Here is a 25,828-nt window from a genome sequence, read left to right as displayed (position 1 = left end):
TGTCCGCTCCCCCACAGATCCAGGAGTGATCATGAGTAGTGCAGGTGAGTCCGGCGGTCGTGCCCAGCAGTTGCGTGCCAAGGCGCAGGAACTGAACGAGGCCGCAGAACGCGCCACCGATCCCGAGCAGCGGCAGCGGCTCCAGGACAAGGCCCGCCGCCTGCGGGAGCAGAGCGAACAGGAGAGTTCCATGCGCGACCGCGGCATGGACCCGATGGTGTAGGTCCGGCGCCCCTCGATGCCGGTGGTCCTCACCCGTGCGGGAGGATCACCGGCACGAGCATGCCCACCCACCGATCTTCCACGGAGCCGTGCAGCCGATGACCACCCCACATGATCCTTACGTTCGGGTGCGTGGCGCGCGCGAGCACAACCTCCGCGACGTGGACGTCGACATCCCGCGTGACACCCTCGCGGTGTTCACCGGGGTCTCGGGCTCGGGGAAGTCGTCCCTGGCCTTCGGAACGATCTACGCGGAGGCGCAGCGCCGCTATTTCGAGTCCGTCGCACCGTACGCCCGTCGGCTGATCCATCAGGTGGGGGCGCCCGACGTCGGTGAGATCACCGGCCTGCCCCCCGCAGTGTCCTTGGAGCAGCGCCGGTCGGCGCCCGGGTCACGCTCCTCGGTGGGCACGGTGACCACACTGTCCAACTCCCTGCGCATGCTCTTCTCTCGGGCCGGCGACTATCCGCCGGGGGCCGAGCGGCTCGACTCCGACTCCTTCTCACCGAACACGGCGGCCGGCGCCTGCCCCGAGTGCCACGGCCTGGGGCGTATCCACCGCACCACCGAGGAACTGCTCGTGCCGAACCCGTCGTTGTCGATCCGGGAGGGAGCGATCGCTGCCTGGCCGGGAGCCTGGCAGGGCAAGAACCTGCGCGATGTGCTGGACGCCCTCGGGTACGACATCGAGCGTCCCTGGCGGGAGTTGCAGCCGGCGGACCGCGCATGGATCCTGTTCACCGAGGAGCAGCCGGTGGTGACGGTCCATCCGGTGCGCGACGCGGGCCGCATCCAACGCCCCTATCAGGGCACGTACATGAGCGCGCGCCGCTATGTGATGCACACGTTCGCGGATTCCAGGAGCCGGACGCTGCGGGCGAAGGCGGAGCGTTTCCTGACGAGCGCGCCATGTCCGGTGTGCGGAGGCGGCCGGCTGCGGCCGGAGGCCATGGCGGTCACCTTCGCCGGCCGTACGATCGCCGGTCTTTCCGCCCTCCCTCTCACCACCCTCACCGAGGTGCTGCTGGAGTCGGGCGGCGGGAGCGACACGGCACGGGTGCTGACGGCCGACCTGCTGGCACGCATCGAGCCGGTCACCGAGCTGGGCCTGGGCTATCTCAGCCTCGACCGTACGGCCCCGACGCTCTCCTCGGGCGAGCTGCAGCGGCTGAGGCTCGCCACGCAGCTGCGGTCGGGGCTGTTCGGCGTCGTCTACGTCCTGGACGAGCCGTCTGCGGGCCTCCACCCCGCCGACACGGAGTCCCTGCTCGGTGTACTCGGCAGGCTCAGGCAGGCGGGGAACTCGGTGTTCGTGGTGGAGCACCAGATGGATGTGGTGCGGCAGGCCGACTGGCTGGTGGACGTGGGGCCGCTGGCGGGCGAGCACGGTGGCCGGGTCCTGCACAGCGGCCCTCCGGCGGAGCTGGCCGGGGTGGCCGGATCCGCGACCCGGCGGTTCCTCTTCGACGAGGACCCTGCGCCGGTGCGCGAGCCGCGCACCCCGTCCGGCTGGATCACGCTGCGCGGGGTGGAGCTGCACAATGTGCGCGGCGTCGACGCCGCGTTCCCTCTCGGTGTGCTGACGGCGGTCACCGGTGTGTCCGGGTCTGGCAAGTCGACCCTCGTCGGTCAGGTCCTGGCGGGTGTGCTCGCCGACCGGCGGTCGGTGGAGACGGCGCAAGAGCCGTCCGGGCCGGTGGCTTGGGGCTGCGCCTCGGCGGAGGGTCTGGAGACGGTGGACCGCCTCGTGCAGGTCGACCAGAGGCCGATCGGCCGTACACCCCGGTCCAACCTGGCCACGTACACCGGGCTGTTCGACGTCGTACGGAAACTGTTCGCGGACACGGAGACGGCGCGGTCCCGGAAGTACCGGGCAGGCCGGTTCTCGTTCAACGTGGCGGGCGGCCGGTGCGAGACCTGTCAGGGCGAGGGGTTCGTCTCGGTCGAGCTGCTCTTCCTGCCGAGTACGTACGCTCCCTGCCCGGACTGCCACGGCGCGCGCTACAACCCGCGGACGCTGGAGGTCACCCTGCGCGGGTTCACGATCGCCGAGGTGCTGGACCTGACGGTGGAGGCGGCGGCCGGATTCCTCGCCGGGACCCCGGCGGCCGAGCGCAGTCTGCGGGCCCTGCTGGACGTGGGGCTCGGCTACCTGCGCCTGGGCCAGCCGGCGACGGAGCTGTCGGGCGGTGAGGCGCAGCGCATCAAGCTCGCCACGGAGCTGCAGCGTGCCCGGAGGGGACACACGCTCTACCTGCTGGACGAGCCGACGACGGGGCTGCATCCGGCCGATGTGGAGGTGCTGATGCGGCAGTTGCACGGCCTGGTGGACGCGGGGAACACCGTGGTGGTCGTGGAGCACGACATGGCGGTGGTGGCCCGTGCGGACCAGGTGATCGACCTGGGTCCAGGAGGCGGGGACGGGGGCGGCCGGATCGTCGCCGCGGGGACGCCCCGGGAGGTCTCCCGCGCTGCGGGGAGCCGTACGGCCGCGTACCTGGCGAAGGCGATGCGGACGGGCTGACTCCCCGCGGAGGCGAGGTCAGCGGCGCACCTTGCGGTTGGCGCGCAGCCACTCCTTGTTCATCGCGGTGATGGACGGCAACGGGATGCCCTTGGGGCAGGCCGTGGCGCACTCCCCGGTGAGGGTGCAGCCGCCGAAGCCCTCGTCGTCCATGGTGGCGACCATGTCGAGCACGCGGGTCTCGCGCTCGGGCGCCCCCTGCGGGAGCACGTTGAGGTGGTTGACCTTGGCCGAGGTGAAGAGCATCGCCGAGCCGTTCGGGCAGGCGGCGACGCAGGCGCCGCAGCCGATGCACTCGGCGTGCTCGAAGGCCGAGTCGGCGTCCGGCTTGGGCACCGGGGTGGCGTGCGCGTCGGGCGCCGTGCCGGTGGGCGCGGAGATGTATCCGCCGGCCTGGATGATCCGGTCGAAGGACGAACGGTCGACGACGAGGTCCTTGACGACCGGGAAGGCCGAGGCCCGCCAGGGCTCGATGTCGATCGTGTCGCCGTCGTCGAAGGACCGCATGTGGAGCTGGCAGGTGGTGGTCCGCTCCGGGCCGTGGGCGTCACCGTTGATGACGAGGCTGCAGGCCCCGCAGATGCCCTCGCGGCAGTCGTGGTCGAAGGCGACGGGCTCGTCCCCACTGAGGATGAGGTCCTCGTTGAGGGTGTCGAGCATCTCCAGGAACGACATGTCCTGTGAGATCCCGTCGACTTCGTAGGTGGCCATGGCGCCGGGCGCCTCGGCGTTCTGCTGGCGCCAGACGCGCAGGGTGAGCTTCATGCGTAGCTCCGCTGGGTGGGGTGGACGTACTCGAAGACGAGGTCTTCCTTGTGCAGGACGGGGGCGTCGCCGGTGGCGCTGAACTCCCAGGCAGCGGCGTAGGAGAACTCCTGGTCACGGCGGGCTGCTTCGCCGTCCGGGGTCTGCGACTCCTCACGGAAATGACCGCCGCAGGATTCGGCGCGGTGCAGTGCGTCGAGGCACATGAGTTCGGCGAGCTCCAGGTAGTCGACGACGCGGTTGGCCTTCTCCAGCGACTGGTTGAACTGTTCGCCGGTGCCCGGCACCTTGATGCGGCGCCAGAACTCCTCGCGTATCTGCGGAATCCGGTCCAGCGCCTTGCGGAGGCCCTCCTCGGTGCGGGCCATCCCGCAGAACTCCCACATGAGTTCGCCGATCTCCCGGTGGAAGGAGTCCGGGGTGCGGTCCCCGTCGACCGCGAGGAGCAGGTTGAGCCGGTCCTCGGTCTCGGCGACGGCCTCCGTGACGGCCGGGTGGCCGGAGTCGATCTCCTGGGTGTGCGGGTTGCGGGCCAGGTAGTCGTTGATGGTGGACGGCAGGACGAAGTAGCCGTCGGCGAGGCCCTGCATCAGCGCGGAGGCGCCGAGACGGTTGGCACCGTGGTCGGAGAAGTTGGCCTCCCCGATGGCGAAGAGGCCGGGGATCGTGGTCTGCAGGTCGTAGTCGACCCAGAGGCCGCCCATCGTGTAGTGCACGGCGGGGTAGATGCGCATCGGCGTCTCGTACGGGTTCTCCGCGGTGATCCGCGCGTACATGTCGAAGAGGTTGCCGTACTTCTCCTCGACCTTCTTCCTGCCCACGCGCGCGATGGCCTCGGCGAAGTCGAGGTAGACGCCCTGGCCGCCGGGTCCGACGCCTCGGCCCTCGTCGCAGACGTTCTTCGCGGCGCGGGATGCGATGTCACGGGGGACGAGGTTGCCGAAGGCCGGGTAGACGCGCTCCAGGTAGTAGTCCCGTTCGTCCTCCGGGATCTGGTCGGCGGGGCGGTCGTCGCCCTTGGCCTTCGGGACCCAGATGCGTCCGTCGTTGCGCAGCGACTCGCTCATCAGCGTCAGCTTCGACTGGTGGTCGCCGGTGCGCGGGATGCAGGTGGGGTGGATCTGGGTGAAGCAGGGATTCGCGAAGTAGGCCCCGCGGCGGTGGGCGCGCCAGATCGCGGTGGCGTTGGAGTTCATGGCGTTCGTCGACAGGTAGAAGACGTTGCCGTAGCCACCGCTCGCCAGGACGACCGCGTCGGCGAAGTACGTGTCGATCCTCCCGGTGACGAGGTCACGGGCCACGATGCCGCGGGCCTTGCCGTCGACGACGATCAGGTCGAGCATCTCGGTGCGTGGGTGGAGCTCCACGTTGCCCGCCGCGATCTGGCGGGAGAGCGCCTGGTAGGCGCCGAGGAGGAGCTGCTGGCCCGTCTGGCCGCGGGCGTAGAAGGTACGGGAGACCTGGACGCCGCCGAAGGAGCGGTTGTCGAGGAGGCCGCCGTACTCGCGGGCGAAGGGGACGCCCTGGGCGACGCACTGGTCGATGATCTCCACGGAGATCTCGGCCAGGCGGTGGACGTTGGACTCACGGGCGCGGAAGTCGCCGCCCTTGACGGTGTCGTAGAAGAGACGGTGCACCGAATCGCCGTCGTTGCGGTAGTTCTTGGCCGCGTTGATCCCACCCTGTGCGGCGACGGAGTGGGCCCGCCTCGGCGAGTCCTGGAAGCAGAACTGGACGACGTGGTAGCCCTGTTCGGCAAGCGTCGCACCGGCCGAGCCGCCGGCCAGGCCGGTGCCGACGACGATGACGGTGTGCTTGCGGCGGTTGGCCGGGTTGACGAGCTTCGCCTGGAAGCGCCGGGTGTCCCAGCGTTCGGCGACGGGGCCCTCGGGCGCCTTGGCGTCGACGACGGGCTCGCCGGTGCGGTAGTTCGTGTAGTCGTTCATGTCAGCTCACCACTCCGGTCATCACGGCGACGGGCACGGACACGAAGCCGGCCGTCAGCACCACGGCGAGGACGTCGGCGAGGGCCTTCAGGACGCGGTCCCTGGTCGCGCTGCCCACGCCGAGGGTCTGGGCCGCGCTCCAGAATCCGTGCCGGACGTGCAGTCCGAGGGCGAGCACGGCGACGATGTAGACGACGTTGCCGTACCAGGTCGAGAAGGTGTCGAGCACGTTCTGGTAAGGGCGCCCGGACTGGAACCCTCCCGCGTGCACGGTGCCGGTCGTGAGGTCCAGGATGTGCCACACGATGAACAGCGCGAGGATGATGCCGCCGTAGCGCATGGTGCGCGTCGCGTAGCTCGAGCGCGCCTTCTTGTGGACGTACGCCGTGGGGCGCGCCCTGAGGTCACGGCGGCTCAGCTGGTACGCGGAGACGGCGTGCAGGACGACGGCCGCGACGAGAACCACACGGACGATCCAGAGCGCCCACTCGTGGTGCAGGAAGGGCTCGCCGAGGGTCCGGAGCCAGTGCGCGTAGTGGTTGAACTCGTCGGATCCGAAGAAGATCTTCAGGTTGCCCAGCATGTGGACCACCAGATAACCGAGCATGATCAGGCCGCTCACAGCCATGATCGTCTTCTTGCCGACGGACGAGTCCCAGAGCGTACGCGTCATGGACGGCCGTCGGTCCGCCCGCGTTGCCAATGCCATGGACACGACGCTAAAGGCGAAGGGCATCATCAGTCCAAGACATGAAATGACTCATCTCCATAGGCAAGCGTTATGAAGTCCGTTATCGTCGGCTCCATGCACTTCCAGCAGCTCGCCTATTTCGTGGCCGTGGCCGAAGCCAGGCACTTCACCCGGGCCGCCGAAGTGGTGCACGTGTCGCAGCCCTCGCTCTCCCAGCAGATCAAGGCCCTGGAGAACGAGCTGGGTGCCGAGCTGTTCAGCCGGGCGCGCGGCAACATCGCGCTGACGGACGCGGGCGAGGCACTGCTGCCGCTCGCCCGCAGGATCCTGGCGGACGCGGACACCGCACGGCACGAGGTCCAGGAGTTGGTCCAGCTGCGCCGGGGGCGGATCAGGCTCGGCGCCACTCCCAGTGTCTGCACCGGCCTGCTGCCCGATGTGCTGCGCGCCTTCCACGGCGCGCACCCCGGGATCCAGCTCCTGATCGAGGAGGGGGGCTCCCACGACCTCGTGCGGCAGCTGGCCCGCGGCGCTCTGGATCTCGCACTGCTCGTGCTGCCCCTGCCCGCCGCCTCGCCCGCGCTGACCACGGTGGAGCTGCTGCACGAGGACCTGGTGGTCGTGTCGTCGGCCACCCGGCCGACACCCGGACGGAAGGGCTCCGTGCACGTGGCCGATCTGGAGAACGAACCGCTGGTGATGTTCCGGCACGGTTACGACCTGCGGGAACTGACCGTCGCCGCCTGCCGCGCGGAGGGCTTCGAGCCGTCGTTCACGGTGGAGGGAGGCGAGATGGACGCCGTGCTCGGCTTCGTGCGGGCGGGCCTGGGGATCGCCGTCGTGCCCCGCATGGTCGCCGTGCGGGCCGGCCAGGACCTGCGGACGACGCCGCTGGCCTCACCGGGTCTGCGGCGCACGATCGCGCTGGCGCACCGCAGCGACGTCGAACCGCCGCGTGCGGCGCGCGAGCTGCAGCGGATGCTGCTGGGCGCGGGACCGGCCGCCCTGCCCTCGGCGGCCGAGGGGCCGGACCCGGCCCGCGCCTGAGGGCGGCGCTCTCAGACCGCGTCCGCCAGCAGCAGCGAGTGGATCCGGTCCGGTGCGCCCGGCCGCGCGTAGTACCAGCCCTGAGCGGTGTCACAGCCGATCCGGCGCAGCTGCTCCGCCTGGGCACCGGTCTCCACACCTTCCACGGTGACCGCGAGGTCCAGGCTGTGGGCGAGCGAGACGATGCCCTCGACGATCTTCATGTCGACCGGATCGGCCGGGTGGTGCTGCATTCCCTGGGTGAAGGAACGATCCAGTTTGAGCACGCTCACCGGCAGCCGGCGCAGGTTCGCCAGATTCGAGTAACCGGTGCCGAAGTCGTCCAACGCGATGTCGACGCCCATCTCCGCCAACTGCCGCAGCGGCTTGAGCAGATCGTCGTCCGCGCCGATCAGCGCGGACTCGGTGACCTCCAGGCAGAGGGCGCCAGGCTCCAGACCGGAGCGTTCCAGCACGTCGACGGTCTCGGCGACCAGCCCCGGGTGGTGCAGCTGGGTCGGCGAGAGGTTGACGTTGATCCGCAGGGGACCACCGTCGGTGTGACGTTCCTGCCAGAAGTTCGCCTGCCGGACGGACTCCTCCAGGACCCAGCGGCCGAGCGGCACGATCAGCCCGGTGTGCTCGGCGAGCGGTATGAACCGGTCCGGTCCGAGGACCCCGTGCTGCGGATGACACCAGCGCACCAACGCCTCCGCGCCGTGGACGCTGCCGTCACCGAGGTGCACCAGCGGCTGGTACTCGATGAAGAACTCGCCACGGTCCAGCGCCGTGGGGAGCGCCGTGGTCAGTCCGTGCCGGGTGATGGCGCGGGCGTCAGCCTCGGCGTCGGCGAGCGCGAAGCGGTTCCCACCCGCCGCCTTGGCCCGGTACATCGTGATGTCGGCGCTGCGCAGCACCTCGGCTGCCGTGCGCTCGCCCGACGGGCCTTCGACGACGCCGACGGATCCGCGTACCGTCAGTTCCCGGCCGTCGAGACGAATGGGCGTGGCGAGGGCCAGGAGGATGCGCCCGGCCAGCTCGTGGACCTCGTCCTGGGTACGCGGCCCGGTCGTGAGGGCCACGAACTCGTCACCGCCGAGCCGCGCGACCATCTCACCCGGGGCGGTCGCACAGCTCTGCAGCCGGTCGGCGACCTCGACAAGGAGCCGGTCCCCCGCCGCGTGGCCCAGGCTGTCGTTGATCGCCTTGAAGCCGTCCAGGTCGAGGTAGCAGAGCCCGAAGCGCATGCCTTCCGTGGGGGCGAGTGCCTTCTCCAGGCGCTCGAAGAACAGCGTCCGGTTGGGCAGGCCCGTGAGCGCGTCATGGGTCGCCTCGTAGCGCAGCCGCAGATTGAGCAGCCGCCGCTCGGTGGTGTCCTCCATGAGGGCGAGTTGATACTCCGGCCGGCCCTCCGGGTCGCGCAGCAGCGACACGGTGAGATTGGTCCACAGGACGGTGCCGTCGTTGCGGTAGTACGGCTTCTCGACGCTGAAGTGCTCACGCTCGCCGCGCACCAGCTCCTCGTAGTACTTCCAGACGTACGGCGAGTCCTCGGGGTGCACCCACTCGTTCACCTTGCGGCTGCGGACGTGATGCTCGAGGCCGCCGAACATCCGGGTGAGGGTGTCGTTGATCTCCAGGATGTTGCCGTCGAGATCGGCGATGCCGATCCCGATGGCGGCGTCCTTGAACACGGCGCGGAAACGCGTCTCGGTGGCGTGCAGCGCCTGCTCCGCGTCCGAGCGGGCGGTGAGCGCCGAGCGGGCGATCGCCTCCTGCTCGGTGAGTGTCCGCTCGCGCAGCGCCTGGGTGAACCCGCCGGCGAGCGCGTGCTGGATCCGTGCGCAGCGGGCCCGGCTGTCCTCGGTCGACAGCTCCACCGGCCCGTTGCCGCCGCAGTAGAGAACCAGGTAGGAGTCGATGACACCGAGCGTGGAGCTCAGGGCGTCGGGATCGGTGCAGTGCGCCGCGACCAGCGCGGCTCCGACGCCCTGCGCGGGTGTCGCGTCGAAGACCCGGGTGTGCAGGATGGTGTCGAGGTCCCGGGCGAGCGGCAGCAGATGCTTCTCGAACTCCGGCCGGGTCAATGAGGTGGCCGTGGAGGGGAAGATGGCCCGGCTCCAGATGGTCGCGAATCTTCGGAGCCGGCCCTCAGGGCCGTCGGGTTCGGCGTCCGGCCTGCCGGACGGCTGGGCGGGAATGCTCACGCCTTGCGCCCGACCCCGGCGATGCCCGAGAAGGCGAACGGATCTTCCTGGGCGAGCGCCTCGGGGGACTCGGGACGCCACTCGGGCATCGCGACGAGCCCGGGCTCGACCATCTCGTACCCCTCGAAGAAGCGACTGATCTCCGCGCTCGAACGCATGATCAGCGGGTTGCGGATGGTCCGGTAGACGCCGACCGCACCGCCCGCCTCCTCCTGGGTGAGCGGGATCCCCTCGTACGACGCGTGGGTCAGGACCAGCAGGCTGCCGGGAGCCAGCGCGTCGCGCAGTTCGGCGACCGCGGCGTACGGGTCGTCGGCGTCCTCGACGAAGTGGAGCACCGCCACAAGGAGGAGCGCCACCGGCTTGTCCAGGTCGAGGAACCCGTTGATCTCGGGGTGCTCCAGGATCTCCTGGGGCTTGCGCAGGTCCGCCGCGGCGATGACGGCCCGCTCGTTGCCCTCGAGCACCGCCTGGCTGTGTGCGACCGCGACCGAGTCGTGGTCGACGTAGGCGACCCGGGCCTCGGGATCGGCTGCCTGGGCGACTTCGTGCACATTGCCGAAGGTCGGTATGCCGGAGCCTATGTCCAGGAACTGATTGACGCCCGACGCCGTGGCGTACTGCACGGCCCGTCGCATAAAGGCGCGATTCGCCTGCATGACCTTGGGCAGGCCCGGCATGAACTCCATGGCCTTGCGGGCTGCTTCCCTGTCCACCTCGAAATTGTGCGAACCGCCCAGGTAGAAGTCGTACATGCGAGACACGCTCGGCACCGAGATGTCAATGCCTTGCGGTGCCCAGGCGGGACGCTCCATCGATGTCTCCAACAAGTCGCCACGGCGATCCGGCCATGTTCATGGTCAGTGTTGACCAGAGGCTACTGATCGACCGCCAGGAGAGCGAGTGGAAACGGAAATTAGAGATCCGTTATTGGTCACACACCGGAGGCATGTGCGGCCGACCCGTCGCTGCGTGTGCGCAATTGGCGACGGAAAGAAACCAAGAAGCGTTTTCTGGGCGCGATTTGGGGCTGTCGGGGGTGTGTCGGCCTCTCGCACTGTGCGTTGCCCGGAGGTCGGGCCGACCGGCGCCCCCGGGGTCAAGCGGAAGCGTGCAGATGTTTCGACGAGCGCAAACGCGAATGGCCCGATGTCCCTCCATCAGGCGAATGAATCCCGCATCTCGGTGTGTCCTTCGGCTCGGAGGACCATGCTCCCCGGCGTGTACGGATCACGCATATGGCGGATGTCGGCCGCCACCCTGCTTCTGCTGCTCGCCGCCCCGCTGCCGGCGGCCGGTGACGACTGCGCGGTCGCCTCCATCGGGCAGGGGGACGGCGGCTCGTCCGTCGCCGTGGCGGGCGAGGGGCGATGCGGTGCGGTCATCACCGAGCCGGAACCCGAACCGGAACCTGCGCCACCGCCGCCCCCACCGCCTCCCCCCTCTCCCCCACCGCCTCCGCCGCCCCCACCGCCACCTCCGCCACCTCCGCCACCTCCGCCGCCTCCGCCACCTCCGCCGCCTCCGTCAACTCCGTCAACTCCGTCAACTCCGTCAACTCTGCCTGCACCCGCACCCGCAGAACCGGATCCGGAGCCCTCGCCATCGCGGCCCACCGTGCGCCCCACACCGGCGGCCCCGTCACCCGTCGCACTTCCCTCCTACAAGAAACCGCCGCGCAAGACACCACGGGCCGGGCCGTCACTGGTCTCACTCACCCTTCTGATCACCGCGCCCGCCGTTTTCGCCGTAGCGGTGCTGCGGCCCCGCTCGTCCCGCTGACCGAAGAAGGGAAGCCATGTCGGAATGGCTTGTTCTGACCATTGCAATGGCGTCGGCATGCACGGTCGTCCTGACCATCGCCGTCCTCAGCAACCGCCGCCTGGCGGACGACGACGACCCGTCCGAGACCCCCGACGTCATCGAGTACATGACGATGATGATCGGCGTGGTGTACGCGATCGTGCTCGGCCTCGCCATCGCAGGCGTCTGGGAGGGCCGTAGTGCCGCCCAGGAGTCGGTTCGCCTCGAGGCGCAGGCACTGCACGAAGTGAGCGCTCGATCAGCCGTCTACCCGGTGGAGGTCCGCGAACGCATCCGCGCCGACGTCGACGCGTACGTGGCCCAAGTCATCGGCGCCGAATGGAGGTCGATGACGGACCACGGCAGTCTCACGGAGGAGGGCACCGAACTCCTCGACCGGGTGCGGGCCGATGTGACGGAGTACGAGCCACGGACGGACCACGAAGGGCAGGCGTACCAGCCCCTGGTGGACCAGGTGGCCGCTGTGGACGACGCGCGGGGGGCCCGGGGGCAGAACGCCGGCGCGACCATGCCGGGAGTCGTCTGGTTCGGCCTGATCACCGGGGCCGTGGTCACGGTCGGACTGATCTTCACGCTCCAGATCCGGAGAACGTTCCGTGAATTGCTGCTGGCGGGCCTCTTCAGCGTCCTGATCGCGTTCCTGCTCTTCCTGATCTGGGACTTCGACGCCCCCTTCGGCCGGGGCATCTCGGCGACCACAGCCCCCTTCGTCGACCTGTTCCCCCACGTCACGGGCACATAAGAGCGCCCGGGTCTTTCGTTCGGGTCAGGCTGGATCAGGGAACGAAGTCCGGTGCCGTGCATGACGAGGCGGAGGATCGAGGCAACGCTGAGCGTTGTCGATCGACGACAACGCCGCGCGGCGCGGTGCCGGACCCCGCGAGCCCTGCATGATCCGAACGAGAGGCCCCAGCCCCGTCCCCCGCGCTGTCCGCCGACCGGTCCGCCGGGCGGGGGACAACGCTGCCCCATTCGCCTGACACCGATCGCGGGCGGTATGTGCTACTTCTACCGTTTCGGGCATCGAGGCGCATTTCGCATACCTCGCGGAAATCCGTTCCGCGGCTGCTCCTCGGGACCCGGAGGATTCACCATGCGCGCGATACGTGTCGCACCCCTCGCCCTGCTGGGCGCCGCCGCCTGCCTGCTGACGGCACCGGCCGCATCGGCCGATGTACTCAACGGCGGCACGTCCACCTCGTTCACGCCGACCATCACTCCGTCGACGGTCGCGCCGGGAGGCCGGGTCACGCTCGGCGCCATGGGCTGCACCACCACTGCGACGGCGTTCTCGGGCGTGTTCGACACGACCACCATCCCGGCCGGGAGGTCGGCCACGGCCACGGTCGACCGGGACGCCAAGCGGGGTGCGGTCTACGAGGTGACCTTCCGCTGCGGCACCACCACACGCTCGGCCGACCTGACCATCACGAGTGGCGCCACGAGCTCTCCCACCACCGCACCCACCACGGCCCCCACGACCAGCTCCACCGCCTCTCCCAGCGGAGTGCTGGGCGGCCTGGGCGGCAGCGTCGACACGATGGACCCGGCGGAGATCGCCGCCGGTTCCGCACTGGTGGCGGTCGCTTCGGCCGGCGCCTTCTACGTCCTGCGCAAGCGCCGCACCAGCCGTCAGCACTGACGGTCGGGCGAAGACTGCCCGACACACGACGGTCGCCCCGGGTCCTGATCCAGGACTCGGGGCGACGGGCGTATAGGACCGGGCGGAAGGTTCGACGCGTCAGATCGCCGCATCGCTCATCCGGCGCCGGACGACGAAGACGGCACCGCCGACGGCTGCAGCCGCGACGAGACCGCCACCGACCTGCATCTCGACCGAGCTCGGACCCATGGAGCCGCCGAGGCCACCCTGCGCACCCCGCGAGGGCAGCACGGTGAAGCGAGCCGTCGCGACCTGGTCGCCACCGTTGCCGCCGTTGCCTCCTTGTCCCCCGTTGCCTCCTTGTCCCCCGTTGCCTCCCTGGCCTCCGTTGCCGCCTCCCTGGCCTCCGTTGCCGCCTCCCTGGCCTCCGTTGCCGCCTCCCTGGCCTCCGTTGCCGCCTCGGCCGCCGTTGTCACCCTGGCCGCGCTCGCCTTCGTTGCCCCCCTGGCCGCCGTTGCCGCCGCCCTGACCCCCGTTGCCTCCCTGGCCACCTCGGCCGCCGTTGTCGCCCTGGCCGCGCTCGCCTTCGTTGCCTCCCTGGCCGCCGTTGCCGCCGCCTTGCCCTCCGTCGCCTCCTCTGCCGCCGAAGTTGTTGTCGCTGTCGTTGCACTTCACGGACAGGCTGTACTGCCCGGGCGTCGCGTTGTCCCGGATGCGGGCCGTGGCGTAGCCGACCCGTCCCGGCGAGAGGTTGACCGTCGGGAACGCGTTCGACCACACCTTGCCGCCGGAGCGGCCGCAGCCCTCTGCGCTGACCTGCATGGTGGCGCCCTGGTGGACCGAGGACGGGTTGACGGTGACGTTGGTGGGGAAGTTGCTCGGGTTGCTGCCTGGGCCGCCGCCGGCGGCGGCCAGCGGGGCAGACAGCCCGACCGCCGCGAATGCGGCCGCGGACACCGCGAGAGCGCGTGAAGCACGCATCTTCTGAACCTCCAGTGGGAAGCGCCCCGGAGTCTTGTTCTCCGGGTTCGGTCGACGAGTACGCATCCCATGACGAACCCTCACCACTTACCGCCTGTGTCGCACTTCGGCACTGCTCCACCCCGGTGGCCCGACACGCCGGGGACCGCTGACCCGGCCTGACGGAACAGCAGGTCACGAACCATCAGAACTTTTATCGGCTGATTACTCCGAAGAGAACTCTCCGCCGTCGGCCCCTGCCGGCCGCCACCCGTTCGCCCTTCTCCGATCGCCGCCGCACGGACCCCCGCCTAACGTGACGGTGTCGGCACGAAGGGAGAACCATGGGCCGGGACCAGTGGGTCGCCGAGCGGAACAGACGCACGCCATGGGGCGCGATCGCCCTGGTGATGCTCACCGGGCTCGCTCTGATGCGCAACGGCGTGGAGACCTCCCCCGGGCCGCCCCAGCCCGCCGCTGCGGCATCGGTGGCCGACGCCGGGGGCACAGCGGTGTCCACCCCGGTCGACAGCGAGGCGGTACCGCCTCTCGCGTACGCCCCCGCCGCACGCATCCAGATTCCTTCGATCCAGGTCGACGCGCCCGTCGTCGATGTGAACCTCGACCCGGCCGGCTGGATCGAGGCACCGCCGGCCCAGGACCCGAACCTCGCCGGCTGGTACCAGAACGGCGTCGCCCCGGGCCAGCGCGGGACCGCCGTGATGGTCGGTCACGTCGACAACCTCGCCGGTCCAGCGGTCTTCTACGGACTGGGCTCCCTCAGCAAGGGCCAACAGGTCGAGGTCTCGCGCTACGACAACCGGACCGCGGTGTTCGAAATCTACGGCGTCGAGGTCTTCTCCAAGCACGACTTCCCCGGGGCCCGGGTGTACGGCGACACGGGACACGCCGAACTGCGGGTCATCACCTGTGGCGGTGCCTACTCGAAGGCCGACGGTTACGACGCGAACGTGGTGGTCTTCGCGCGGCTGGTCGAGACGCGATAGCCGGGTACGCGCCTCGACCAGCCGTCAACTGCGGTACGGCACGGTCGGACGGTAGCCCTTGTCGATCAGAGCGGGCAGGTATCGCCGGAGTGCGGCCACGCTCTGGGACCGGTCGCCACCGGCGTCGTGCGACAGCACCACGACGCCGGGCGCCGCGCCCTTTTCGACCCGGCGGACGATGGTGCCGGTGCCCGGCGTCGTCCAGTCCAGCGTGTCGACGGTCCAGGCCATCGGTTCCATGCCCATCGCGGCGCCGATCTCGAAGGAATTGCGGTTCCAGGCACCGTAGGGGGCGCGGTACCAGAGCGGCGGGGAGCCGAGCGTCTTCTCGATCACCTCGCTGGTGCTGCCCAGCTCGTCGCGGATCTCGCCCCGGGAGAGCTCCGGGATCAACGGGTGCGACCAGGAGTGGTTGCCGACCACGTGCCCGTCGTCGGCCATCTCGCGGAGCAGGTCGCGGTTGCCCGCCGCCATCTCACCGCAGACGAAGAACATCGCCCGGATCCCGTATCCGCGCAGCGTGGCGAGGATGTCCGGGGTGTACCGCGGGTCGGGGCCGTCGTCGAAGCTGAGCACCATGGCGTCGCTTCCGAGTTCGGGCAGCTCCTCGAACGGCCGGGTGCGGACGGGCGGCGCGGCGGGCCGGAAGCGGGGAGGTGTGCGCGAGGTCATGGGCCGGAGCCGGTAGCCCCCGGGAGCCGTCCGGGCTCTCGTCGGAGGTCCGGCGGCCGGAGCCGGCGGCTCGCCGCCGGGGCGTGCGGGCGTTTCGGCCGGATCCGCGGCGACCACGTGCACGGCGGTGGCAGCCCCCAGCGCGAGTGCGAGGCGCAGCACGGTGCGGCGCGCCGCTGGAATCTGATCATGTTTCATGACCAACTGCTCGCACGGAGTCACGTCCATGCCTGGCGTCGACACCGGATGTACGATGATATGCACCCGTTGGACGGAGCGATCCGGCGGCACCCGGCAGAGGGATTCAGGGTTCCGCGGAGGCGCCCGGAGGACGACAGCGGGGAGCGGATACCCTCAGGGCCGTGACTGACCAGCAACACCAGCGGTTCGAGCGCGGCACGGACGGCCCCAAGGTGATCGTGGCCGGCCTCGACGGATCCGAGTCCTCGATGCGGGCGGCGGCATATGCGGCGGGCCTAGCCCGGCGCCAGAACGCGATGCTCGCGCTCGTGTACGTCCAGCCGGTGATGTCGGCCGGCGCCGCCCTGGGAGCCCCGGTCGCCGAAACGACCGGGGAGGTCGCCGAGGGGCTGGTGAACGAGATCAGGGCCTCGACCGAACGCCTCAAGGACATATGGAACGTCCGTTGGGAGTTCCATACCTTCCACGGAGACCCGTACAACGGACTGGTGACGGCGGCCGACGACTTGAAGGCGGACGCCGTGGTCGTGGGTGCGTCGGAGTCCGCCGGGCACCGTTTCGTCGGCTCGGTGGCGATCCGCCTGGTGAAGGCCGGGCGCTGGCCGGTCACCGTCGTACCGTGACGCTCCGGTAGGCCCCGGGCGTCAGTTCCCTGCGACGAGTCCGTCCTCGGCCGCACCACGGCTGAGGACGACCCCCTGGATGCGGTCGCGGATCTCTCGCATCCTGTCGGAACCTCCGGCCGGGACGGGCGCCTTGGAAGCCAGGCCGACGACGCGCCCCGCCTCGGGGTCGAACCACTGAGGCAGGAATTCAGCCTTCCTGACGGCCCATCGCTGCCCCGGTTTCGCCGGCGGCTCGAACGTGAAGCGGCCCATCGAGCTCTCGTTGCCGCGCGGGTCCTGGGCTCCCTCGTGATTCACCATGGCCCCGGCGACCTGGTTGCCCATGCCGTACACGATCCAGGTTCCGTTGACCTTCTCGTAGGCCTGCGGGACATGGGCGTGGGTGCCGAGGATCAGGTCGATGTCGGGACGGCCGCCGGTCCCTGAGGCCGTGAGTTCACGTCCGAGTGCGAGCTGGACGTCGTCGGGGGCGTCCTGCCACTCGGTGCCCCAGTGCAGCGAGACGACGACCACGTCGGCGCCCGCCTTGCGGGCCGCCCTGGAATCCGCGACGATCCGCTCCTTGTCGATCAGGTCGACCGCCCAGGGCTGTCCGGCGGGCAGGGCGTTGTCGTTGATTCCGTAGGTGTACGCGAGGTGGGCCACCTTCGCCGCGCGCTTGCCCTTGCCCGCCCTGAGCAGCGTGGGCTGCGACGCCTCCTTCGCGGAACGCGCGGATCCCGCGTGCGCGATGCCCACGCGGTCCAGCGCGTCAAGTGTGCGTCCGATTCCCTGGGCACCGTCGTCCAGGGTGTGGTTGGAGGCGGTGGAGCAGGAGTCGTAGCCGGTGGCGCGGAGGGCGGTCGCCACCTCGGGCGGCGACTTGAAGGAGGGATAGCCGGTGTAGGGGCCGCCGTCCTGGCCGTACACCGTCTCCATGTGGCAGATGGCCAGATCCGCACCCCGGACCGCGGGGGCGGCGCCCTGGAGCATCGGGCGGAAATCGTAGCCACCGCCGCCGGCGTCCACGGCGGCCCGGTCGATGATCGAGGAGTGCGGAAGGATGTCACCCGAGGCCAGCAGCGTGAAAGTGCGCGCGTTCTCGGCTCCCCCGGCGCCCGCCCCGTTCGCCGCCCGCTCGGCGGAGTGGTGCCGCCCTGCGAACCCAGGGGGCGAAGACTGCTGGCCGGTACAGGCGGTTGCGGTGGCGAGCAGTCCGGCGACGGCGATCGCCGCGCCCTGTCGGATGCGCTTCGTCATCTGCACGACTCCTCTTTCTGGCGATTTCGGCCATCCGAATACACATATATTCATACCGGTGAGTCAAGGACAAAAGCGCCTTAGTACCTGAATCGGCCGTATCGCCGCTCGTTGACCGTTCACCGCACCACTCGCCGCTCCGTGCGACCGCTCGGCGCACCACTCGGTGCGTCGCCTGTTCCCCCGCTCATCGATGCGTTCGTATACGCCGGACGGGAGCGAGGCGTCGGGCCTCTTCGGGAAAGGACGTTCACGATGACCACTGCGACAACCGATGAGCGGGCCCTCGCGGAGTTGCAGCGGGAGCACGGGCCCGCGCTGTTCCACTTCCTGCTGGGACTGACGTTCGGTGACCGGCAACGGGCGGAGGACCTGCTGCAGGAGACGCTGGTGCGCGCCTGGCTGCACCCGGAGGCGTTCGACGCCGACTACGACTCGATGCGGCCCTGGCTCTTCACCGTCGGCCGCCGGTTGGCCATCGACGCCCGCAGGTCCCGTCAGGCCCGGCCGACGGAGGTCAGCGACGCGGTTCTGGAGAGCGCCCCCACCCAGGACGACACCGCGGAGTCCGCCGTCCACGCGCTCGATGTGCGCGAGGCCGTGCGGACCCTCAGCCCCGAGCACCGCGCGGTGCTCGTGGAGATCTACTTCCGGGGGCGCAGCGTGAGCGAGACCGCGCAGGCCCTGGGCATACCCGCGGGCACGGTCAAGTCCCGCTCGTACTACGCACTGCGGCTGCTCAGCCGCAGCCTGCCCGGCTACTCCAGCAGGTCGTCCGCGTCGAGCAGCGCGAGCAGGGAGACCGCGTCCGCGATCTCCACGTAGGCCGCGACGCACGCCCCGCACCACTGGAGGTGACGGGCGACCGAGCCGCTCTCCTCCGCTTCCAGGGCGTCGAGTACGTAGGCGCCCAGGAGCTGGCGTACATGCGGGTCGTCGCCGCGGTCGGCGGTCATCGCACCTCGAATCTCCTGACGGATCCTGCCCTTCTGCCCACGCGGGGCACGTGCCCCCGGTTCAATGCTGCGTGAGGCCCGGTGCCGAATCGAACGAAAGAGGCGAGACGGGATGCGTCCCGAAGATGACGAGGGAACCGGCGGGGGCGGGCTGCTGGTCCCGATGGTGTGGATGTACTGCGAGTACATCGCTGACGAAGTGCTGGCGACCGGCGACCTGATGGAGCCGACGACCCTGGAGTACCGGGCGGGACGCGACGCGCTCGCCCTCACGGTCTTCCTCTCCGACGGGACGGTCACCGACCAACTCTGCGTGGCACGCGTGGACGAGCTGCGGCTGCTCACGGCGTACGGTCCCGGCTGGAGGCGCTGGGTCTGCGCACGGCTGGAGGCGCTGGAACAACCGGCCGGACTGCCGGACCCCGACCTCGCCCTGGCGCGGGCCGCCTGGCGGTGGCTGGAGGAGACCGAGCTGCTGGCCGCCGACCTCGACGCGATCGGACCGCCGCCGTGGGACGCGGTGAACGCCGGCGGCGAGGAGGGCGAGGACGACGAGACGCGGGTATGGACGCCGGCCTGGCAGCTGGGGCTGCCGCTGGGTCACCTGGCGGTCCACCTGTACTGAGCGGCGGACCGGCGGCGCTCATGAACCGTGTACGCCCGCACGGTACTTGGGCAGCCTCACGGTGATCTTCATGCCCGCTCCGGCGCCCGTCTCGATGACGAGCCCGTAGTCGTCCCCGTACACCTGGCGAAGCCGCTCGTCCACATTGAGCAGACCGATGCCGGAGGAGGTGCCACCCTCACCGCGAAGTATCTGCCGGAGACGCTCGGGCTCCATCCCGGTGCCGTCGTCCTCGATGACGACCTCGGCCTCGGCGCCGGCGTCCAGTGCGCTGATCGTGATGCGGATCGGGGCGTCCGCCGCCCGGACGGGGCCGAGGGACCGGGGAAGGGTGACGGAGCCCTCCAGGCCGTGCTTCACGGCGTTCTCGACCAAGGGCTGGAGACAGAGGAACGGAAGTGAGACGGGCAGCACCTCCGGGGCTACCTGGAGGGTCACGGAGAGCCGTTCACCGAAGCGGGCCCGCACCAGGGCGAGGTACTGGTCGATGGAGTGGAGCTCGTCGGCCAGGGTGGTGAACTCCCCGTGCCGACGGAACGAGTAGCGCGTGAAGTCGGCGAATTCCAACAGCAGTTCACGCGCCCGCTCGGGATCGGTCCGGACGAACGAGGCGATGGCGGCCAGCGAGTTGAAGATGAAGTGTGGGCTGATCTGGGCCCGCAACGCCTTGATCTCGGCCTCGATGAGCTGCGTACGGGAGCGGTCCAGCTCGGCGAGTTCCAACTGTACGCAGACCCAGCGGGCCACCTCCCCCGCCGCCCTGGCCAGCACCGCCGATTCGCGGGGGGCGTAGGCGACGAGCGTGCCGAGCACCCGGTGGTCGACCGTCAGCGGGACGGCGACGGCCCACGCAGCGGGCAGTCGAGGTCGCCGCAGTCGCTGTGGAAGGCGGTGTCCCTGCCGCTGCCGATGAGCCCTTGCACATGGCGCATCACGTCCTTGCCGTGGTGAGCCCCGTCGCCGTCCCAGACCAGCACCCGGTCGCGGTCGGTGAGGCACAGGGCGTCGGTGCCGAGCAGTGAGCGCAGCCTGCGCGCCGACCTGCGCGCACTCTCCTCGGTGAGTCCCGCGCGCAGCGGGGGCGCCGCGAGGGAGGCCGTGTGCAGGGTCTCGAACGTGGCGTGTTCGACGGGTGTGCCCACATCGCTGGTGCGCACGGGACGGGCGGTGCGGCCCAGGAGGAAGCCCGTGCCGAACAGCAGCAGCGCGAGCACGGTGATGACGGCGACCCCGGCCCCGGTCATCGCATGCGTCCCGACGTCAGCGCCTCCGGCAGATGGAAGCGGGTCATGGCCGCGTTGGTGCCCGGTGGTATCCGTCCCGGAGTGGCCAGGGAGACCAGGATCATCGCGAGGAAGCCGACCGGGACGGACCAGACGGCCGGCCAGGCCAGCAGGGCGTGCGGCCAGCCCGGCGGACGTACGGCGCCGCTGACGGTGATCGCCACGGACAGCAGCGCGGAGCCGCCCCCGAGCAGCAGCCCGGCGATCGCGCCGGGCGGAGTGAGCCGCCGCCACCAGATGCCGAGCACGAGCAGCGGACAGAAGGACGAGGCTGAGACCGCGAAGGCCATCCCGACGGCGTCGGCCACCGGCACCCGGCTGACGAGCAGCGAGCCGCCCAGCGGCACGGCGATGGCCAGGACGGTGGCCAGCCGGAAGTGCCGTACGCCCCGCGAGGGCAGGACGTCCTGGGTGATCACACCGGCGACGGCCATGGTGAGGCCGGACGCCGTGGAAAGGAACGCGGCGAACGCTCCGCCGGCGAGGAGTGCCCCGAGCAGATCTCCGCCGAGGCCGCCGATCACCCGGGCGGGCAGCAGCAGTACGGCGGCGTCGGCGTCACCGCCACGCATGAGTTCGGGCGCGTACAGGCGGCCCAGGGCCCCGTACACCGGGGGCAGCAGATAGAAGAGGCCGACCAGGGCGAGGACGGCGACCGTCGTGCGGCGGGCGTCGCGGCCGTTCGGGCTGGTGTAGAAGCGGACGACCACGTGCGGCAGGCCCATGGTGCCGAGGAAGGTCGCCACGATCAGTCCGTACGTCGCGTAGAGCGGATGGTCGGCGCGGAAGACGGAGATCTGCTCGTCGAAGCTGACCCGGGGGCGCCCGTCGCCCTGCCAGGCCAGAACCAGGAAGAGCGCGGGCACCAGCAGCGCGGTGAGCTTCAGCCAGTACTGGAACACCTGCACGAAGGTGATCGAGCGCATGCCGCCCGCCGCGACGGCGACGACCACGACGGAGGCCACGAGCACGTCGCCGAGCCACCCGGGAGCACCCGTGAGGATCTGCAGGGTGAGTCCTGCGCCCTGGAGCTGCGGCACGAGGTACACCCAGCCGGCTCCGACGACGAACACACTGACCAGCCGGCGCACCTGCCGTGATTCGAGCCGTCCCTCGGCGAAGTCGGGAAGGGTGTACGCCCCTGAGCGGCGCAGCGGCGCGGCGACGAACACCAGCAGCACGAGGAATCCGGCGGTGTAGCCGACCGGGTACCAGAGCATGTCGGGGCCGTGCACCAGCACCAGGCCCGCGATGCCGAGGAAGGACGCGGCGGACAGGTACTCGCCGCTGATCGCCGCGGCGTTGAGCCTCGGCCGTACGGTGCGTGAGGCGACGTAGAAGTCGGAGGTGGTCCGGGAGATGCGCAGCCCGAAACCGCCGACGAGGACGGTGGTCAGGAAGACGAAGGCGACCGCCACCACCGCTGCCGGGTGACCGGGGGCGCTCACGGTGCGGGGCGGCCTTCCACGAGCCGGGCGAAGTCGCGCTCGTTGCGCTCGGCCCTGCGCACGTACCACCAGGCGGCGAGGGTGAGCGGCGGGCAGGTCGCGAAGCCGAGCACCGCCCAGACGAGAGCGTTGCTGTGCAGCGCCTCGAAGACCAGGGGCAGCGTTCCGGCGACGAGGGCGAGCACGCCGAACACGGTGAGTCCGGCCCGGAGCTGGCTGCGCATGAGCGAGCGGACGTAGGCGCCTCCGAGGGCGGTCTGCTCGTCGATCTCGGACTGGGCACGGTAGCGGGGCAGCGGACGTACGCGTCGGGGCTCACCCATGACCACTTCGCGCCGGGGTGTGCTCTCTGCGGACATGGGGCCGGAGTTTAGGCCGAGCGGGGGGCGCCTGGGAAGGGGGGACCGTGCCCGGTAGAGCCAGGTCAGCGGCCGGTCTGCCGCATCAGGAGATCGCGCAGGGCGCGGGTGTGGCGGCGGCTGACCGCGAGCTCCGCGTCCCCGATGCGGACACTCATGCTGCCGGCGTCGAGACGGAGTTCGTCGATCCGGTTCAGCGCCACGAGATGGCGGCGGTGGATGCGGACGAACCCTCGGGAGCGCCAGCGCTCCTCCAGGGTGGTGAGCGGGATGCGGACGAGATGGCTGCCGGTCGCGGTGTGCAGCCGGGCGTAGTCGCCCTGCGCCTCGGCGTACGCGATGTCGTCGACGGGCACGAAGCGGATCACTCCGCCGAGCTCCACCGCGACCTGGTCGGCCGCCGCGTCGTGGACGGGCGCGGAGCGCTCACCGACCTGCTCGGCGACGCGGCGGACGGCCTCGGCCAGCCGCTCGCGGCGGACGGGCTTGAGCACGTAGTCGACGGCCTTGAGGTCGAAGGCGTGAACGGCGAAGCCTTCGTGGGCGGTGACGAAGACGATGAGCGGCGGGGCGGCGAACCCGGCCAGGAGCTGGGCGACGTCGAGCCCGGTCAGCCCCGCCATGTGGATGTCGAGGAAGACGACATCGATCGCCGACGAGTCATCCGGTCCGGCGTCGACTGCACTCCCGATGCGGCGCAATGCCTCGGTGGCGCCGGTGGCACCCTCGACGCTCCGTATGCGGGGATCGGCGCGCAGGAGGTAGAGGAGCTCCTCCAGGGCGGGTTCTTCGTCGTCGACGGCGAGTGCGCGCAGCATGAGGCCGGAGTTTAGACCGACCGGCAGACAGGGGCGGGATCCGGGCGCCGGCGCAGCGGCCGCTACTTGAGCAGGCGGGACAGCCGCCGGTCGGCGAGGGGTTTGCCACCGGTCTGACAGGTGGGGCAGTACTGCAGCGACGAGTCGCTGAACGACACCTCCAGCACGGTGTCGCCGCAGACGGGGCAGGGCTGCCCGGCGCGGCCGTGGACGCGCATGCTGCTCTTCTTCTCGGCCTTGAGCCGCCCGGCCGCGATACCGCGGGAGCGTTCGACCGCGTCCTGGAGCGTGGTGCGCATCGCGTTGTACAGATGGGTGATGTCGTCGTCGCCGAGGCTGGTGGTGAGCTTGAAGGGGGACATCTTGGCGACGTGCAGGATCTCGTCGCTGTAGGCGTTGCCGATGCCCGCGATCAGCGACTGGTCGCGCAGGGCTCCCTTGACCTGCCGGCGTGCCCCGCGCAGCACCGCCGCGAAGGCGTCCCGGTCGAAGGACTCGGCGAGCGGATCGGGCCCGAGGCGCGCCACGCCGGGCACGTCCGCCGGATCGCGCACCAGGTGGACGGCGAGGCGTTTGGTGGTCCCCATCTCCGTCAGGTCGAAGCCGTCGCCGCCGGTGAGGACCGTCCGCAGGGCGAGCGGCCCCTTGCCGGGGCGCGGCGGGGTGGCGGGAAAGCTGTCCTTCCACTGCAGCCATCCCGCCCGGGCGAGGTGGATGAGCAGGTGGAGCGGTCCGGCCGTGATGTCGAGGAACTTGCCGCGCCGGGTCACGGAGGTCACGGTGGCGCCGTGCAGGTCGGTGGGCGGCGGGTCGTACGTCTTCAGGACGCTGATCGCGAGCGGCAGGACGCGGGCGATCTCCTTGCCGACCAGGTGGTCGTCGAGGAAGTCCCGCAGGGCTTCGACTTCCGGCAGTTCGGGCATGGTTCCAGCCTGCCGTAACGGCCCGGCGTGTGCCCGCCGGAGGCGCGGCCCGCGTTCAGACGGTGGCGGGGTCCCTCAGCCCGTAGACCCGCCTTGCGGTGCCGGCGAAGACCGACCGTTGGCCGTCCTCGCCCAGCCGGCCGGTCAGTTCACGTGCCGCGTCGAGGACCTCGGCGTACCCGGCGGCGAGCCGGCACACGGGCCAGTCGGAGCCGAACATCAGCCGGCCGGGGCCGAAGGCCTCGATGAGAGTGTCCGTGTAGGGGCGCAGGTCCTCGACGGTCCAGGACCGTGGGTCCGCCTCGGTGACCAGTCCGGAGAGTTTGCAGACGGTGTTGGGCAGCGCGGCGAGTGCCCGCAGGTGTCCGGCCCAGGGGTGTGTCGTCCCGCGTGCCACCGGTGGCTTGCCCGCGTGATCGAGTACGAAGGTGAGCTCGGGCAGCAGGGCCGCGGCGCGGACGGCTGCCGGCAGCTGGTGGGGCCGCACGATCAGGTCGTAGACGAGCCCGGCGGCGGCGACGGCCCGCAGCCCGCGCAGGACGTCGGGGCGCAGCAGCCATTCCGGATCGGGTTCGCCCTGGACCTGGTGACGGATGCTGACGAGCCGGCCGCCGCCTGGCAGGGCGCGGAGTGCGGCGAGGGTGTCGGCGATGTCCGGCGCGGTGAGGTCGGTCCAGCCGACGACGCCCGCGACGAGTGAGCCGGCGTGCGCGAGCGCGAGGAGTTCGGGAGTCTCGTCGGCGACGGTGACCGTCTGGACGAGGACGGTGGCGACCACCCCGGCGGCACCGGCCTCGGGTTCCAGATCGGCGAGGGTGAAGGTGCGGCGGATGGGGGCGAGATCCTCGCCGGTGATCCAGTCCTGGTCGCGCACCGCGAGGTCCCACACATGGTGGTGGGCGTCGATGACCGGCAGGGGCGGCGTCATGTCACAGCAGCCCTTCCGCACGCAGGTCGTCCCAGAGCGCCTCGGGGACCGGCGTACGGAACTGGGCCGCCGCGTCCCGCACCTCGTCCGGGGAGCGGGTGCCGACGAGTACCCCGGCGACGGCCGGATGACCCAGCGGGTAGTGCAGCGCGGCGGCGCGCAGGGGGACACCGTGCCCTTCGGCGACGGCCCGGATGCGCAGAGCTCTCTCCAGGAGCGGCGCGGGTGCCTCGGCGTAGTCGTACGGCGCGCCGGGACGCGGGTCGGCGAGCAGCCCGGAGTTGAACACACCTCCGACGACGACGCTGCGGCCCCGGGCCGCGGCCTCCGGCAGCAGCGTGTCGAGCGCTCCCCGGTCGAGGAGGGTGTAGCGGCCGGCACAGAGGACGGCGTCGACGTCGGTCTCCCGCAGGAAGCGGGTGAGCATCGCGGTCTGGTTCATGCCGACGCCGATGGCACCGACCACGCCTTCCGCGCGCAGCTTCTCCAGCGCCGGGTATCCCTCGCGGAAGGCCTGCTCCCCGTGGTCGTCGGGGTCGTGCAGATAGACGATGTCGACCCGGTCGAGTCCGAGGCGTCCGAGGCTCTCCTCGATGCTGCGGCGGATGCCGTCGGCGCTGAAGTCCCAGCGGCGCCGGTGGGTGTGCGGTACGGCGAACCCGTCGGACAGCCCTTGGTGGGCCGCCGCTTCGGCGGAGGTCAGCGGGTCGAGCAGGCGGCCTGCCTTCGTGGACACCACGTAGGCGTCCCGGGGTCGGTCGCGCAGCGCCTCGCCGAGACGGCGTTCGGAGAGCCCGAGGCCGTAGTGCGGTGCGGTGTCGAAGTAGCGGATGCCCTCGTCCCACGCCGCGTCGACGGCGGAGGCGGCCTGCCCCGGATCGACCTCGGCGAAGAGGTTGCCGATGGCCGCCGCCCCGAAGGCGAGTTCGGTGATCTCGACCGCGCTGTGTCCGAGCCTGATGCGCCGCATGCCC

25 protein-coding genes and 1 pseudogene are annotated in these 25,828 nt (G+C 70.7%); 9 read left to right on the top strand and 17 right to left on the bottom strand.

Going from position 1 to position 25,828, the window contains the following annotated elements:
- The first annotated feature begins 31 nt into the window (after positions 1 to 31).
- Both ACFYSH_RS08935 and ACFYSH_RS08930 read left to right on the top strand, forming a co-directional pair.
- Complete coding sequence (locus tag ACFYSH_RS08935) at positions 32 to 223, top strand: DUF6381 family protein (RefSeq protein WP_359473766.1); 192 nt, start codon at positions 32 to 34, stop codon at positions 221 to 223.
- A 97-nt stretch (positions 224 to 320) separates the two neighbouring features.
- On the top strand, positions 321 to 2,747 hold the full coding sequence (locus ACFYSH_RS08930) for an ABC transporter (RefSeq protein ID WP_388751558.1): 2,427 nt from the start codon (positions 321 to 323) through the stop codon (positions 2,745 to 2,747).
- Positions 2,748 to 2,765: 18 nt separating this feature from the next.
- On the opposite strand, the gene ACFYSH_RS08925 is transcribed toward ACFYSH_RS08930, so the two are convergent.
- Genes ACFYSH_RS08925 through ACFYSH_RS08915 form a run of 3 tightly spaced genes read right to left on the bottom strand, consistent with a single transcriptional unit; the run spans position 2,766 to position 6,167 of the window.
- Positions 2,766 to 3,512, bottom strand: a complete 747-nt coding sequence (locus ACFYSH_RS08925; protein ID WP_359473772.1) for a succinate dehydrogenase/fumarate reductase iron-sulfur subunit — start codon at positions 3,510 to 3,512, stop codon at positions 2,766 to 2,768.
- The gene (locus ACFYSH_RS08920) at positions 3,509 to 5,458 is read right to left on the bottom strand and encodes a fumarate reductase/succinate dehydrogenase flavoprotein subunit (protein WP_388751555.1); all 1,950 of its coding nucleotides are present in this window, start codon (positions 5,456 to 5,458) and stop codon (positions 3,509 to 3,511) included. The genes ACFYSH_RS08925 and ACFYSH_RS08920 overlap by 4 nt, the downstream gene beginning before the upstream one ends.
- 1 nt (position 5,459) lies before the next feature.
- The gene (locus ACFYSH_RS08915) at positions 5,460 to 6,167 is read right to left on the bottom strand and encodes a succinate dehydrogenase (RefSeq protein ID WP_359473778.1); all 708 of its coding nucleotides are present in this window, start codon (positions 6,165 to 6,167) and stop codon (positions 5,460 to 5,462) included.
- 96 nt (positions 6,168 to 6,263) lie between these two features.
- Here ACFYSH_RS08915 and ACFYSH_RS08910 point away from each other — a divergent pair, with 96 nt between their 5' ends.
- The gene (locus tag ACFYSH_RS08910) at positions 6,264 to 7,196 is read left to right on the top strand and encodes a LysR substrate-binding domain-containing protein (RefSeq protein WP_359473961.1); all 933 of its coding nucleotides are present in this window, start codon (positions 6,264 to 6,266) and stop codon (positions 7,194 to 7,196) included.
- Between the two features lie 11 nt (positions 7,197 to 7,207).
- Here ACFYSH_RS08910 and ACFYSH_RS08905 read toward each other — a convergent pair whose 3' ends face one another.
- From ACFYSH_RS08905 to ACFYSH_RS08895, 3 genes are all read right to left on the bottom strand, one after another.
- The gene (locus tag ACFYSH_RS08905; RefSeq protein ID WP_359473781.1) at positions 7,208 to 9,382 is read right to left on the bottom strand and encodes an EAL domain-containing protein; all 2,175 of its coding nucleotides are present in this window, start codon (positions 9,380 to 9,382) and stop codon (positions 7,208 to 7,210) included.
- Positions 9,379 to 10,197, bottom strand: coding sequence for an SAM-dependent methyltransferase (locus ACFYSH_RS08900; RefSeq protein ID WP_388751553.1), 819 nt, complete (start codon positions 10,195 to 10,197; stop codon positions 9,379 to 9,381). The genes ACFYSH_RS08905 and ACFYSH_RS08900 overlap by 4 nt, the downstream gene beginning before the upstream one ends.
- A 569-nt stretch (positions 10,198 to 10,766) precedes the next feature.
- Complete coding sequence (locus ACFYSH_RS08895; protein WP_388751551.1) at positions 10,767 to 10,988, bottom strand: hypothetical protein; 222 nt, start codon at positions 10,986 to 10,988, stop codon at positions 10,767 to 10,769.
- A gap of 192 nt (positions 10,989 to 11,180) precedes the next feature.
- On the opposite strand from ACFYSH_RS08895, the gene ACFYSH_RS08890 reads away from it, so the two are divergent.
- Together ACFYSH_RS08890 and ACFYSH_RS08885 are read left to right on the top strand one after the other, a co-directional pair.
- On the top strand, positions 11,181 to 11,948 hold the full coding sequence (locus tag ACFYSH_RS08890) for a hypothetical protein (protein ID WP_359473793.1): 768 nt from the start codon (positions 11,181 to 11,183) through the stop codon (positions 11,946 to 11,948).
- Positions 11,949 to 12,299: 351 nt separating this feature from the next.
- Complete coding sequence (locus ACFYSH_RS08885; protein ID WP_359473796.1) at positions 12,300 to 12,848, top strand: hypothetical protein; 549 nt, start codon at positions 12,300 to 12,302, stop codon at positions 12,846 to 12,848.
- A gap of 99 nt (positions 12,849 to 12,947) precedes the next feature.
- Here ACFYSH_RS08885 and ACFYSH_RS08880 read toward each other — a convergent pair whose 3' ends face one another.
- Complete coding sequence (locus tag ACFYSH_RS08880; RefSeq protein ID WP_388751548.1) at positions 12,948 to 13,790, bottom strand: hypothetical protein; 843 nt, start codon at positions 13,788 to 13,790, stop codon at positions 12,948 to 12,950.
- A gap of 323 nt (positions 13,791 to 14,113) precedes the next feature.
- On the opposite strand from ACFYSH_RS08880, the gene ACFYSH_RS08875 reads away from it, so the two are divergent.
- Positions 14,114 to 14,776: a class F sortase gene (locus tag ACFYSH_RS08875; protein ID WP_359473800.1), complete on the top strand. Its 663-nt coding sequence runs from the start codon at positions 14,114 to 14,116 to the stop codon at positions 14,774 to 14,776.
- Positions 14,777 to 14,800: 24 nt separating this feature from the next.
- Here ACFYSH_RS08875 and ACFYSH_RS08870 read toward each other — a convergent pair whose 3' ends face one another.
- Positions 14,801 to 15,646 (bottom strand): polysaccharide deacetylase family protein, encoded by an 846-nt coding sequence (locus ACFYSH_RS08870; protein WP_359473803.1) that lies wholly within the window; start codon positions 15,644 to 15,646, stop codon positions 14,801 to 14,803.
- Between the two features lie 164 nt (positions 15,647 to 15,810).
- Here ACFYSH_RS08870 and ACFYSH_RS08865 point away from each other — a divergent pair, with 164 nt between their 5' ends.
- On the top strand, positions 15,811 to 16,272 hold the full coding sequence (locus ACFYSH_RS08865) for a universal stress protein (RefSeq protein ID WP_359473806.1): 462 nt from the start codon (positions 15,811 to 15,813) through the stop codon (positions 16,270 to 16,272).
- Between the two features lie 21 nt (positions 16,273 to 16,293).
- On the opposite strand, the gene ACFYSH_RS08860 is transcribed toward ACFYSH_RS08865, so the two are convergent.
- A complete protein-coding gene (locus tag ACFYSH_RS08860) occupies positions 16,294 to 17,514 on the bottom strand; it encodes a CapA family protein (RefSeq protein ID WP_388751545.1) in 1,221 nt (406 codons plus the stop codon).
- Between the two features lie 255 nt (positions 17,515 to 17,769).
- Between ACFYSH_RS08860 and ACFYSH_RS08855 the strand changes: the two genes are divergently transcribed.
- Positions 17,770 to 18,339, top strand: coding sequence for a sigma-70 family RNA polymerase sigma factor (locus tag ACFYSH_RS08855; protein ID WP_359473812.1), 570 nt, complete (start codon positions 17,770 to 17,772; stop codon positions 18,337 to 18,339).
- On the opposite strand, the gene ACFYSH_RS08850 is transcribed toward ACFYSH_RS08855, so the two are convergent.
- Positions 18,273 to 18,470: a zf-HC2 domain-containing protein gene (locus ACFYSH_RS08850; protein ID WP_359473815.1), complete on the bottom strand. Its 198-nt coding sequence runs from the start codon at positions 18,468 to 18,470 to the stop codon at positions 18,273 to 18,275. The genes ACFYSH_RS08855 and ACFYSH_RS08850 overlap by 67 nt on opposite strands.
- Before the next feature lie 112 nt (positions 18,471 to 18,582).
- Here ACFYSH_RS08850 and ACFYSH_RS08845 point away from each other — a divergent pair, with 112 nt between their 5' ends.
- The gene (locus ACFYSH_RS08845; protein ID WP_388751543.1) at positions 18,583 to 19,095 is read left to right on the top strand and encodes a hypothetical protein; all 513 of its coding nucleotides are present in this window, start codon (positions 18,583 to 18,585) and stop codon (positions 19,093 to 19,095) included.
- 18 nt (positions 19,096 to 19,113) lie between these two features.
- Here the strand turns inward: ACFYSH_RS08845 and ACFYSH_RS08840 are convergent.
- The 7 genes and pseudogenes from ACFYSH_RS08840 to ACFYSH_RS08810 all read right to left on the bottom strand — a co-directional run bounded on the left by ACFYSH_RS08840 (position 19,114) and on the right by ACFYSH_RS08810 (position 25,824).
- Positions 19,114 to 20,339, bottom strand: a pseudogene (locus tag ACFYSH_RS08840) (sensor histidine kinase).
- On the bottom strand, positions 20,336 to 21,826 hold the full coding sequence (locus ACFYSH_RS08835) for a cation acetate symporter (RefSeq protein ID WP_359473824.1): 1,491 nt from the start codon (positions 21,824 to 21,826) through the stop codon (positions 20,336 to 20,338). The pseudogene ACFYSH_RS08840 and the gene ACFYSH_RS08835 overlap by 4 nt, the downstream one beginning before the upstream one ends.
- Complete coding sequence (locus tag ACFYSH_RS08830; RefSeq protein ID WP_359473827.1) at positions 21,823 to 22,185, bottom strand: hypothetical protein; 363 nt, start codon at positions 22,183 to 22,185, stop codon at positions 21,823 to 21,825. Before ACFYSH_RS08830 ends, ACFYSH_RS08835 begins: the two co-directional genes overlap by 4 nt.
- Before the next feature lie 65 nt (positions 22,186 to 22,250).
- Positions 22,251 to 23,003 carry a LytTR family DNA-binding domain-containing protein gene (locus ACFYSH_RS08825; protein ID WP_359473830.1) on the bottom strand — a complete coding sequence of 251 codons (753 nt, stop codon included), beginning with the start codon at positions 23,001 to 23,003 and terminating at the stop codon, positions 22,251 to 22,253.
- 62 nt (positions 23,004 to 23,065) lie between these two features.
- Positions 23,066 to 23,926 (bottom strand): DNA-formamidopyrimidine glycosylase family protein, encoded by an 861-nt coding sequence (locus tag ACFYSH_RS08820; protein ID WP_359473833.1) that lies wholly within the window; start codon positions 23,924 to 23,926, stop codon positions 23,066 to 23,068.
- A 55-nt stretch (positions 23,927 to 23,981) separates the two neighbouring features.
- Entirely contained in the window at positions 23,982 to 24,854 is an 873-nt protein-coding gene (locus ACFYSH_RS08815; RefSeq protein ID WP_388751540.1) for an amidohydrolase family protein, read from the bottom strand.
- Between the two features lies 1 nt (position 24,855).
- Complete coding sequence (locus ACFYSH_RS08810) at positions 24,856 to 25,824, bottom strand: aldo/keto reductase (RefSeq protein WP_388751664.1); 969 nt, start codon at positions 25,822 to 25,824, stop codon at positions 24,856 to 24,858.
- Positions 25,825 to 25,828: the final 4 nt, after the last annotated feature.

This window comes from Streptomyces sp. NPDC005791, assembly GCF_042871485.1.
In the GTDB taxonomy this organism is placed as follows: domain Bacteria; phylum Actinomycetota; class Actinomycetes; order Streptomycetales; family Streptomycetaceae; genus Streptomyces.
This window is presented reverse-complemented; position numbering and strand designations above follow the sequence as displayed.